General features: G+C 40.7%; 9 protein-coding genes. 5 read left to right on the forward strand and 4 right to left on the reverse strand.

Going from position 1 to position 12,545, the window contains the following annotated elements:
• Positions 1 to 258: 258 nt before the first annotated feature.
• Positions 259 to 2,556, reverse strand: a complete 2,298-nt coding sequence (locus AACW90_RS14940; protein ID WP_390235878.1) for a multiheme c-type cytochrome — start codon at positions 2,554 to 2,556, stop codon at positions 259 to 261.
• Between the two features lie 397 nt (positions 2,557 to 2,953).
• Between AACW90_RS14940 and AACW90_RS14945 the strand changes: the two genes are divergently transcribed.
• Complete coding sequence (locus tag AACW90_RS14945; protein WP_390235880.1) at positions 2,954 to 4,903, forward strand: methyl-accepting chemotaxis protein; 1,950 nt, start codon at positions 2,954 to 2,956, stop codon at positions 4,901 to 4,903.
• 147 nt (positions 4,904 to 5,050) lie between these two features.
• Entirely contained in the window at positions 5,051 to 6,856 is a 1,806-nt protein-coding gene (locus tag AACW90_RS14950) for a sensor domain-containing protein (protein WP_390235883.1), read from the forward strand.
• 47 nt (positions 6,857 to 6,903) lie between these two features.
• Here AACW90_RS14950 and AACW90_RS14955 read toward each other — a convergent pair whose 3' ends face one another.
• Positions 6,904 to 7,380 (reverse strand): ribosome recycling factor family protein, encoded by a 477-nt coding sequence (locus tag AACW90_RS14955; protein WP_390235885.1) that lies wholly within the window; start codon positions 7,378 to 7,380, stop codon positions 6,904 to 6,906.
• A gap of 174 nt (positions 7,381 to 7,554) precedes the next feature.
• Here AACW90_RS14955 and AACW90_RS14960 point away from each other — a divergent pair, with 174 nt between their 5' ends.
• The gene (locus tag AACW90_RS14960; protein WP_390235887.1) at positions 7,555 to 7,746 is read left to right on the forward strand and encodes a hypothetical protein; all 192 of its coding nucleotides are present in this window, start codon (positions 7,555 to 7,557) and stop codon (positions 7,744 to 7,746) included.
• A 95-nt stretch (positions 7,747 to 7,841) separates the two neighbouring features.
• Here AACW90_RS14960 and AACW90_RS14965 read toward each other — a convergent pair whose 3' ends face one another.
• The gene (locus AACW90_RS14965; RefSeq protein ID WP_390235888.1) at positions 7,842 to 8,735 is read right to left on the reverse strand and encodes a LysR substrate-binding domain-containing protein; all 894 of its coding nucleotides are present in this window, start codon (positions 8,733 to 8,735) and stop codon (positions 7,842 to 7,844) included.
• A gap of 137 nt (positions 8,736 to 8,872) precedes the next feature.
• Here AACW90_RS14965 and AACW90_RS14970 point away from each other — a divergent pair, with 137 nt between their 5' ends.
• Positions 8,873 to 9,898: a C45 family autoproteolytic acyltransferase/hydrolase gene (locus tag AACW90_RS14970; protein WP_390235890.1), complete on the forward strand. Its 1,026-nt coding sequence runs from the start codon at positions 8,873 to 8,875 to the stop codon at positions 9,896 to 9,898.
• A 385-nt stretch (positions 9,899 to 10,283) separates the two neighbouring features.
• Positions 10,284 to 11,003: a response regulator transcription factor gene (locus AACW90_RS14975; RefSeq protein WP_390235893.1), complete on the forward strand. Its 720-nt coding sequence runs from the start codon at positions 10,284 to 10,286 to the stop codon at positions 11,001 to 11,003.
• A gap of 88 nt (positions 11,004 to 11,091) precedes the next feature.
• Here AACW90_RS14975 and AACW90_RS14980 read toward each other — a convergent pair whose 3' ends face one another.
• The gene (locus AACW90_RS14980; protein ID WP_390235896.1) at positions 11,092 to 12,498 is read right to left on the reverse strand and encodes an aldehyde dehydrogenase family protein; all 1,407 of its coding nucleotides are present in this window, start codon (positions 12,496 to 12,498) and stop codon (positions 11,092 to 11,094) included.
• Between the last annotated feature and the right edge of the window lie 47 nt (positions 12,499 to 12,545).

Consider the following 12,545-nt stretch of genomic DNA (forward strand, 5'->3'; position numbering starts at 1 on the left):
ATCGACAAATAGACTCTAGAGTAGTCCTGATGCTAAACCAAACAGAAAAGACAACGACCTGACGGGCTCCAAACCATAAGAAAGCGCCATTGGTGTTATCCCTGCTGACGCTAGCAGCAAGAATGCTCTTTGTGTTTTCCCTTTTTCATCCTTTAACTTTACTCGTGTTAAGTAAAAGCGTAGAACATATTTATTAAGATACAAATAGTTATTGTTATAAGGTCACTCTATAACACGGGTCACATTGCTTTATTGTGCTCACTTCTCATTCAGTTTGTTTAATAACATGTTTGTCACTTCTGGCGCGGCATATTGAGATAATTCATTTATACATTTATTGACTTCCTGGTGAAGTAGCTTCGTTTTTCTATTCGTTACCAATAGATTGCACCTAGCGAATAACTGCTGTGGGTCATGACTGATATCGAATGCGCGTTTGAGAGCACTATTGGCCACAGACACATTAAACGCCTCCATAGAAAGCCCATAGACATACCAATATTGAGCGGTGTTGCTGTCTACTCTTGTTGCCAATTTAAAATACGTGGTCGCTTGCTCTTTCTTCCCTAGCCTTAATAAAGACAAACCAGCGCTATATGCCAGCGTAGCGGAATTAGGCTGAGCCTTAATGCCATTTAACAACGTATCAAAAGCCAATTTCTCTTTAGCTTGGCTGCGATATAAATCGGCGAGATTAACATAGCTATTAGGGAAATAAGGTTCAATATTTATCGCACCCAAGTAGGCGTCAATGGCTTGATCATATCGCTGTTGAGAGCGGTATACATTTCCCAAATTCGTTCGAGCAAAGCCTCTGTCTGAATTTAACTCTTGAATTTGAATATAATCTAATAAAGGGTTAGCTATTCTCTCTTTTTCAAGAGGATTCATTTCACGCCAATATATCACTAATGCCCCTGCAGCTTCCGCACGCACAGAAAGTGAAACGTCATCAAGCAGTGGTTCTAAAACACGCCACCGTTCGCTAAAACTAAGGGAAGCAGAGCCTTGAATGGTTCCTATTCGAACCAATTCACTTTCGTGCTTTACCCCTTGACGAAGCGCGATTATGGCCGTTTGCCCTTGTGATGAGCTAAGACGCTGAAGTGCTGAGCCGCGTATGATATCGCTTTGTTTTGAATCTTGTGCGATATAAGAAAGCGCTTCGACAGCAGAACGATGATTTATATCTGCGGCATAAAATGCTACGGCGAAATGCGGTTGATTACGATAAACGGAATTTGGGAACCACTGCTTGAGCATATTATCTGCCCAATCATTATCCTTATCTTCATGACAGGAACCACACACGTTAGGTGTGCCTATTTGTTTGCTCAAGTCAGGTCTCGGAATCTGCCAGCTATGATCTCGTCTAAGGTCCACTTGCATATACATTGTCTCTGGCATGTGACAAGTGGTGCATTTAGACGCCTCGCTACCTTCGCTATGGAAAGTATGGTTATTAGGCATGTAGCTCGATGGAAGGTGGCATTGGTTACATAGTACTTCTTCTGGTAACAGCAGTTTCGTGGAGTGAGGGTTATGACAGTTGGAACAACTTACCCCCTGACCGGCCATTTTTGACTGCATAAAAGAACCGTATACATAGTCTTCATCATAGATCTGGCCATCGTCATGGTAGAGATCTGAAGTTATCAAGCTCACTCGATATTTGTCTAAAAGTGTACCTTTCATATGCTCATCTTGCTCAGACACCTGCATTCGACGGCTGTGACATTGTGCGCACACAGTCATCTGGTCCGTGGGAAGAATCTGATCTGGTTGTAATGTCGACTGTCCTTCTTTAAATACCCAATTCTCTACTGATTTTAACAATTTTCTCCCAAATCCTAGGTTGACTGTTTGGTCATGGGGGTTTTCTTTCATCAAATCAATATGTTTACTTGCAGCGCCATGACAGGCTTCGCATCCGACGTTGATTTCCGACCAGGTAGTGTTGTACGTATTGAGAGAAGAGTCATAGTTTTTTTTCAAGTTTGTAGAATGACAATCTGCGCACATAAAGTTCCAATTTTGGCCTGTATTCATCCAATAGAACTCATCGTTGTTCTTCATCTTTGGATAAAGATGATACCAACGTTGTCCTCCTGCGGATTCAGGTCTTGTATCCCACGCAAAAGGAATGAGTTGAATGCGACCATCGTCAAACTCGACCATATATTGCTGCAATGGTTTGTAACCAAACGTATAACTAATTTTATAGTCTCGAAAGGCATTGTCTGACCCTTCAATATTGACCCAGTACTCTTGTCCTTTTCTAAAAAATCGATTCTCTTTGTCATCAAATTCAAAAACACTATTATCAAAATCACCGAGTACGCTCTGTTCATCAGCATGTTTCATTGCCATATCATGATCTGAACCTTTCCAAGCTTTAAATTCTATTTCATGACATTCTAGACAACTCGCACTACCAACAAATTCTATCGTGTTTGCAATCTTTGCATTAGCCAGAAATACGTGCAGAAAAAAAACGGTTACAGATATTCTTACCCATAGAGATAGCACTTTTGAAACAGTCATCGACTTATCCATAACAAACCTTGTTGATTTAAATATCATTCAAACACTAATTTCCCGCATTAGTCTTAGTCACTGCAACACAGCATCTAAAAACCTTACTTCTTTACTTTAACAAAAATACATCCGTAAAGATGGAATTCAATCTAACCGGTAACAGATAAAACCCTTGTCAATATATAGTATTTAGGCATTTTTTTGACGTTATTTATATAAATATACCGAATATAAGCAATGTGTTATTTGTATGTGTTTGTCCTAAGTATTTAACTTTTGAATAGAACGTTCATCTATGACACATATCAATTCAAAGAACACAAGTGATTGCTAATGTTAGCGAGCATTATGCATAAAAATTCAAAAAATAAATAATGTATACAGAAAGCACAATAACTATAAATAGAGGTGAGTTATGTTTAAGAATCTAAGGCTAGGTTCAAAGATTGGATTGGGGTTCGGTATTGTTCTGTTATTATTGTCTGTGGTATTAACCACAAGCATTTTTGCATTACAAAAAGCTGACAATGGTATTTCTGACTATAGAGGACTCGCCCGCGAGACCAATCTAGCAGGGAAATTACAAGCCAATATGTTGATGGTACAGATGAATGTAAAAAATTTCTTAATCACTAAGGATAACAACGATTTAAATCAATATAACAATTATCTTTCGAAGATGAAGGATTTTTTAAGTCAAGCAGAGCAAGAGATTACAAACCCTGAGCGCGCGTCTCACATTTTGGAAGTCGATTCTTCCATTATCAATTACGAACAATCCTTTGAAGCCATAATAGATTTAATTCATAAACACGATATTGTTTACTCAACTATCATCGTGCCTAAAGGCAACGAAATGCGCTCTACTATCGAAGAGATCATCACGATGGCTCACAAAGATGGTGATAATGAAGCGGTGTACCACGCAGGTCATGTCCAAGACAAAATGTTGGTTGGCCGCTTATATGTGATGAAGTATTTACAAACCAACAGCCGTGAAGACTTCAGTATGTCGATGCAGAACATGTCAAACGATCTTTCAGATGAAATCCAAGATCTTAACGAGAATCTCCAGGACCGTGGTCTTAAAAGTCTACTCACCAAGTTTAAAGCGGCTCAATCAAGTTACATAGAAGCGATGAATGAAATCGACAGTATTATTACTGAGCGCAACTTAATTACTGAAGACTCACTCAACATAATTGGCCCATCCATCGCGGCTATTATTGAAGACATAAAACTCTCGGTTATGAAAGATCAAGACACTCTTGGCCCAGCACTAAAAGAATCCACAGACAACAGTATTCAAATTACCGTTGTACTATCAATTTTGGCTATTACGCTAGGGATAGTTGCCGCCTACTTATTAACGGTAAATATAACCCGTCCTATCCAAACTGCGGTTGAAGCGGCTAATCAACTCTCAGAAGGTGATCTAACAATTAACGTTGGCAAGGTGAGTAAAGACGAAACAGGACAGCTGTTGGACGCAATACAAAATACAGCCGACAACCTAAAACAAATGATGTCGACCATATCGATGGCGAGTAGCGAACTTGCTTCGGCTTCTGAAGAATTAGCCGTCGTGACCGAACAGACGTCAGAAGGGATCATTCAACAAGAATCAGAAACCGATATGGTAGCGACAGCAATGCATCAAATGGCGACGACAGTACACGATGTCGCTGATAACGCCGCAAATGCAGCCGCAGCCGCAAATAAAGCGGATATCGAATCGAAAGCCGGTTCTGCTGTTGTTGAGCAAACGATTCATTCCATCAATTCCTTATCACAAAGCGTAATGGACTCCTCTACGAAGTTGAATGATGTACAACAAGAAGTCGTCAATATAAGTACGATTTTAGATGTGATTAAAGGGATAGCGGATCAAACAAACCTACTCGCGTTAAATGCCGCAATTGAAGCCGCAAGAGCCGGAGAGCAAGGTCGAGGTTTCGCTGTAGTCGCTGATGAAGTTCGTTCACTTGCAGCACGGACTCAAGGTTCAACGTCTGAAATTCAAACGCTTATTGAACAGCTTCAAGCGGGTACAGAGAGTACTGTGCAGCAAATGAATCAAGGTAAGGTTCAAGCTGAAGGCTGTGTTCAGAACGCGATTAAAGCGAGTTCTGCGCTTGGTGCCATTACCAATGCGATTAATGTAATTAACGATATGAATATGCAGATTGCAAGTGCTTCAGAGCAACAAAGCTCTGTTGCAGAGAACATTAACGAAAATGTTTTAAACGTGAAGCGTATTGCAGAAGAAAACTCAGTCGCCGCAAATCAGACACGAGGTTCAAGCACAGAAATAGCGAAGTTGGCGGAGCAACTCAACCAATTAGTTTCTCACTTTAAAGTATAGACATATAAAAAGAGGGGTTTTATACCCCTCACCTCAACTTGATATTATTTCGCTTTTTTAATCGATCTCCCGGTGTATAATCGAACCAACTAAGATTCCCATTACCTGCTTAGCGCCCCGAATAACGTAAGGTTATTAGTAACGACAATGAAATATAAAAAAGATATTGATCCGCTCGCGAATTCCCAGTTATTTGATGTCTTACAACAAGGGTTTCTCGCACCGTCTACCTTACCGTCCGTTGCTCTAGAACTTGAGCGTATTGGTATCACCGCAGACAAAAACTCCACGCTGTTTTTCTCTATCGTTAATCAAAGTTCGAATGCCGTTGTTATTACAGATGTAAATAAAAACATTATCTACGTAAATAAAAAATTTGAACAGCTTAGTGGTTATAGTCTCGAAGATGTTATTGGTGAAAACCCACGTGTCCTAAAATCTAATCAAACCTCATCAGATACCTATAGAGATATGCACCTTACGTTACAGGCTGGCAATCAGTGGCGCGGTGTATTTATTAATGTACACCGTAATGGGAATCAATATATAGAAGAAGCCGTTATATCCCCTATCTTGAACGATAAAGGGAACGTCATCTGTTTCTTAGCAGAGAAAAAAGATATTACCGCCCAGAAACATGCCGAGGATAGGGTCAAAAAATTAACTCAGTTTGATAGCCTCACTGAATTACCAAACCGCGCATTTTTTATTGAGGAAGCTCAGTTTCTCGCCAGCGTAAAACCAACCGCCGACAATCATTTTTCAATACTATTTGCCGACATAGACCGATTTAAAGAACTCAACGACACTCACGGTCACCTTTGTGGTGATGGTGCTTTAAAAACGGTCGCCAGACGCTTAACAACCTTGTTGTCTGCTAACGATTTCTTAGCCCGAGTAGATGGCGATGAGTTTGTCATAATACACCGAAATGCGACCGAAAATAGCACTTCGGCTTTGGCAAAGAAACTGATCGCATCTTTTTCCAAACCAATCGTAATTCAAGGTCGAGAACACTATTTGGGCGTGAGTATTGGCTCATCAACCTGGCCAACAGATGGCCAGAATTTAGACGAGATATTATCTCGGGCCGACTTGGCAATGCACAGAGCGAAGAGCACTCAGCAAAGTTATGCCTCTTACACACAATCGCTAGGTTACGAACATGACAGAGCAAAGAAGCTTTCTGTAAAACTAGCCAAGGCGATCGAAAACGCGCAATTTTTCTTGGTCTATCAACCCAAAATTGATCTATCCACTAAAAGAGTTACGGGTCTAGAAGCTTTACTTCGTTGGAGTGAGCCAGAGCTAGGCTTTATAGGACCAATTGAATTTATCCCTATTGCTGAAAAGCATGGTTTGATTACTGACATAGGCCATTGGGTGATCGTCAATGCTTGTAGGCAGATAAACGAGTGGCATGCGGAAGGGTTAAAATTCGAGGGCAGGATTTCAATAAATATCTCGGTTCAACAGATAGAACAACCTAATTTTTACGAACGAACGCTTGCAACAATGGACACCGAACTGATATCGCCAACTCAGATCGAATTAGAAGTGACCGAATCTATATTGATAAAAAATCCTGAAAAAATCATGGCTATTTTAAGTCGCTTGGTGGAAGCAGGTTTTAGCATTGCTATTGACGACTTTGGAACTGGTTACTCTTCTTTTACCTACTTAAAAAAACTAAAAGCCAGTGTTTTGAAGATTGACCGTTCATTTGTCGCTAACGTCACTTCCAACCGACAAGATCAGAGTATCGTTCAATCTATAAACCATTTGGGTCACAGTTTAGGCCTAACTGTGATAGCGGAAGGGGTCGAAACGATTGAACAATCAGATTACCTAGCCTCAATAGGTTGCGATATGGTTCAGGGTTTTTACTACTCAAAACCACTTTCAGGCAAAGATGTGGTGCCATTTATAGAAGACAATCAAAATCGAATATGAAGCTGAACTTGTCGTTCTAAACTGATGTAGTTTAGAACAACGTAACTTTAGAACGGATCGATATTAAATCTAGCCTCTCTTGCTTCAGAAACCGTGCAATCCGTTGCGACCATCAGTTCAGCAAGTGTTGCGTTAGGGTTCTCTGTAATGAGTCTATGCAATTTACCCTGTTTAGACTCTGGAGGCGGTCCACATTCAATCCGCTTTTGTTCAAGTTTTTCGATAATATAACGCATCTTGTCAGGGTGTTTGGCTTTCAACTCTTCTAGAATTTTCTCAATCTGGGTTAGATCAGCAATAAGCTGCCAGTTTCTTGAACGTCGAATTCGTTTAAGCACGGCCCCGTGCTTAATGACCAATTGTTTTGCCTCTTTAACTCTTACTCCACCAATGCGATGTATCAAGGATGGTAAGGGGGTCAGTATATTATCGTTCTCTTTCACAGGTCTCAGTGTCATTACTAAACGTGCTGCTGATTCTAACAGGGTTGAATACTTACGCCATGCCCCAAAATACCCAAACATTTCCACTTTGGTGCTTATGTCGATCTAGGTAACATTTTTTGTTGGATCAAAGCCAGTGTACTTGCGCTAAACGGTATGTGTGTCTATAAATTCAGCTTCTTAAGCAATACACCTTAGACAAATTCAGAGGAACCTTTTACATTACTATTAGAGAAGGCTAAAAGGAGAGATGTAATGGACTATGAGCCACATGCACAATCGACACTTTCATCCCATAATTACCCTACCGGCACTTATGTTTGTACCACGTGTAATATGACCGTTGATGTACATTCTGATAACCAAAAGCCGCCTGTTTGCCCATGTTGTGAGCAGCCTGTGTTTATTGCCGCTGAAGAGCAAAACCTACTGCACGAACATAAATAACTGACGACAATCTATCATTATTTTGGCGTTAATCTGTCTCTATTCAGACGACAACACAAAACCGAAATTAGTTACCTTGTATAAGTGACTTGATTTTAGTTACCTAGATTTGCCTGTAGCCATTGGTTAAATTCATAGATCTTTCGTGACGCGAGTTTATAACTTGGTATCTGTACGTAGTAACCATAATTGGTTTTCATTGAAAGATTAAATGGATTAACCAACTGCCCTTTTTCTAACTGAGCGTCGACCATAAAATCAGGAAGCAGAGCTAAACCAACACCTTTTTTTACCGCTTCTAAGGACATGTAGAAATGCTCAAACGCAACACCGTGATAATTAAAGCTAAGATCGACCTCCATTTTCCTTTTGAACTGTTCCCATAGATGTGGTCTAGTCACATGAGGTAATAAGATAAGCCTTTGTAAATCATCGATTGTTTTGACATTTTCGTTGTCTAATAATGTAGGTGAAGCAACCAAGACTAGGTTTTCTTTTTGCAATAAAGTGGCGTTTTCGTAGTGCTTGGATATGGGTAAACAACGGACCATAATCTCTGTTTCCAAATCCATCTTTTTGACCATTCCATCACCGGTTTTAATTCTTACGCGAATGCTTTTGTTCTTCTGATTGAATGATTCTATTTGAGGTATCAACCATAGACTGGCAAAGGAAGGTGTCACATTGATGGTCAGTATTTCTTCCACTTGGTCAGTCTGAATTAAACTTGCGGTAGCGTATTGAATAGTCTCTAACGCCTCGGCTATTTTTGGCAGATAACGTTTACCTGCATGAGATAACTCAATACCATTTATGTGACGTTGAAAAAGCGGCTGACCTAGCTGCAACTCCAGACTCGAAATCTGCTTACTTACCGCGCCCTGCGTCACAGAGAGTTCATCTGCAGCCTTCGAAAAGCTCATATTATTCGCCACTGCAATAAATGTTCTAAGCGCCTTTATTGAGGGCAGTTCATTTCCTTTTAGCATCGCTTTGCTTCGTCCATTATTCGCCGCTCTTAAGGTTATTCTTATTACACGTTGACTTCAAAGGCATTGTGCCAAATTCACCGATTTTTTCGACTCAATGCGGTAGAATAAGCCCAAATAATCTAATTGGAAGATGTATGCGAGTTATATCCTTTGAAGGAACTCCCTATGAACTTGGCTACAAACTAGGACAGGAAGGAAAGTCTATCTTTGCTAGCTATATAAAAAACAGTCAGTACTTTACTCAGCTCTTGCCTTGGCGTGAAAGTGATTGGCTCTCTTCTGTAGACCAACAGATTCAACAACAATTTCCTCGTATCTATAGAGAGCTACAAGGATTAGCTGACGGCTGTCAGCAAGACTATAAAGACATCTTGTTATGGAACTGCCGTGGAGATTTACTACCAACTGGAGCAGAAGGCTGTACCTCGATAGCAATCAAGAAGGCAGATAGAATCATTGTCGCTCATAATGAAGATGGTGACCCAAACCTGCGAGGACACTGCTTTTTATTAGACGCAACATTAGATAACAACGTGCGTATATTTTCATTTGCGTACCCCGGATCTATTCCCGGACATACTCTCTGTGCGAATAGCCATGGCTTAGTGTATACCGTGAATAATATTCGTTTGGTCGAACAAGGAAGCGGACTACCAAGAATGGTGATATCTCGTGCGCTATTGGAGACCAAGAATTGCGATGACTTTGTTTCCTTGCTTGAAAATCACCAGCGTTCAGGTGGGTTCCATTATACGGTTGCAGATACCGCTTCGAAGCAACTTTTAAGCGTGGAAGCCCCTTTCCAATCTGTATCCGCGCAGAGAACTGAATCCAAATGCGTTCATGCAAACCATTTGGTTCATAACACGCTTAGTTCGATCAAACAGATCATCACCGAGTCTTCTCAATGCAGACAAAATAGGATGGAAGCCTTAGCTGAACATTACTCTGATTCGATAGATGAAGACAAATGTTTTCACATATTACAAGATATTGAAATAGATGCGCTGCCAATTTTCCGAACCGAAATCGATGACCCAGATGAAGAAAATACACTCGCAACCGGTGTATTCACTTTACGCACTGAAGGCGTTGAAATAGTGATTTATGGCATGGAAGACTTTAAGAACCCGGTGAAAAATCAGTTTACTTTGAACTAATGCGTATTAAATTAATATTACTTTAAGCGCGGTTACAAGGTATCGATTGGTCTTAAACCTAAGCCATTCGATACCTTAAGTTCAAGTTTTAGCTATGGTAGTACTCAGAATAATCCGTCAGTCCGAATTCTGAACCACTAAACAGGGTTATGACTAAACATCGTAAGTAGAACATAGGTAAGAATGTATCAAATGGACAAAAACAATGGTGCTAACAAACAAGAAAACAATTAGTTAACAAATTAACTACATTTAAATCACAAAACTAAAATCTATAAGTATAAAAAACAAACATCACCAGATATATTATCCGCTAATGACTAATTGAATTCACGGAGTGAATATTGTTTTGGTTATCAATACAATGGATTGACGGAGTTAGTTGATGAATATTTCCAGCACCAGCGCCAACCTAGTTCAGTTAAATGATTTTCAAAATGAAATGTTATTACTACTCGATTCAAGCCTCAATGTTTCAAGGCTAGCAAGTTACCTTGTTGACGATCGGTCGCGTCCTATTTGCTATCAGACGTCTAAAATTCAACCATCGATGCATAGAGAGTATTTAGAAGGTTTCTACAAAGAAGACCCTCTTTATCCTGAACATTTCAAGTCCCCAAGAGATCGAATAATAAAGATGAGTGATCTCGTTTCTCCAATGAAACAGCGCTCGAATATCTATTACCAAGATTTCATTAAACCTTGGAAAGTCCAAGAAATTGTAGAACTCTATTTTTATCATAATAACAATCTAATCGGTGGCGCTTCCCTGTTTTTTGATCAGTCTGTTAATCCGCCTTCTAAAGATGACTTCATCCGTTTGGGCGCGCTTCATCGATACATCGAATTTAGCATAGGACAACAACTCAAAACCGTCACTCAGTTGAGTTTTGATGACTTTTGCGATCAATTTATTCTAACCAATAAAGAACGAGTCGTCCTCCAGTTGGCTATTCAAGGGTTGGCAAATAAAGTGATGGCGCAAAAACTAACCTGTAGCTTATCAACCGTTAAAACTCACCTTCAGCACCTTTTTGCAAAACTTGAAGTAAACAGTAAGGTAGAAATGATCAATAAAGTGTACAGTTCGAAGTGTATTTTATAGCTTGAAAAACGTTATTTTAGTACCGCGCAGGCTAGAGTCTTCTTACCACTCTAGTCTGCGTGTAGGGTAAATCTAAAGTCGCTCTGAACTATTTGTTGATATTTACAACCTGTAATAGGCTGTTTTCTAATAAACCCTCTAGTCCAAATTCCACGCCAAAACCCGACATTTTACAGCCACCAAATGGCGCATGAGGGAGGACCTCTGCATGACCGTTTATCCAGACCGAACCGCATTCTAGTTGCGAGGAAAGGGCAAGTGCTGCGTCTACATCGCCCCAAACTGATCCACCAAGGCCAACCTCGCTATCATTCGCCATTGCAACAGCTTCGGAAACGTCACTATATGGGATGACAGGGAGTACCGGACCAAACTGCTCTTGATCAACTATCGCCATCCCATTCGCTGCGTTACCTACAATGGTTGGAGGGTAAAAATAGCCCATTTTATCTAGCCTAGCGCCACCAGCATAAATTGTCGCACCGTCTCTTTTGGCCTCTTCCACCAAATCTATTACCTTATCTAACTGCTTTATATTTTGCACGGGTCCGAACGTCGACGTCTGTTCAAAACCATCACAGACGACTTGCTTGTTTGCTATCTCTGCCAGCAATTGACAAAGCTCATCATGTTGCGACTTATGTACATAAAGGCGTTTCAACGCCGCACACGTTTGCCCCATATTGATAAAGGAGGTACCAAAGATACCCTCTGCAATCGCATTTAAATCCGCGTTTGGCAATACTATTCCAGCATCATTACCACCCAATTCAAGGGTTAACCTTTTTAGGTTACCTGCCGCGGATTTCATAATACGCTGTCCTGTTTGAGTAGAACCAGTAAAGACTATCTTTTCGATGCCCTTGTGTTCACTCATCGCTTTGCCGAGCGAAACCTCTCCAGAAAGTACGCTAAACACCCCTTTGGGTAACACATCTTGCAACAACTCCCCAAGCAGAAGGGTATTGATCGGCGTAAGCTCAGAAGGTTTGTTGATTACCGTATTCCCCATACGAAGTGCAGGAATAATGTGCCAAATTGCAATCATTAATGGCCAATTCCAAGGCGTAATCGACCCCACAACACCGATCGCTTTACGTCGCCCTTCAATGCGTTTGTTTGGTGAATCTTCATATACCTCGACAGGGATATCAATGCTGGTCGCGTGTCGTGTCCACGCAATCGCACCGCCAACTTCCATTTGAGCAAGCGACATCGGTTTTCCTTGCTCTTTTACGATGGTTTCGGCCAACATTGCTGCATTCTCTTCAATCTTGTTCGCGATTTCGTTGATATAAGTATCACGCGTTGATTGAGGCAACTGGCTCCAGCTTTTAAAGGCATTCTGTGACGCCTCAACCGCTGTATTTAGCTGTGCAATGGAAGCCACTGGTGCACTAAAGACGATCGTTTCATTCGCAGGGTTTAATACACTCATTGAGGGCATTTCGCCCATGACTGAACAGCCATTTATGGTTAATCCTATCTTATTCATTATTTTATTCCTCTCTTATTTTTGCTGTTCGTTAGCGAACTTATTAG

The organism is Vibrio frigidus (assembly GCF_042465995.1).
In the GTDB taxonomy this organism is placed as follows: domain Bacteria; phylum Pseudomonadota; class Gammaproteobacteria; order Enterobacterales; family Vibrionaceae; genus Vibrio.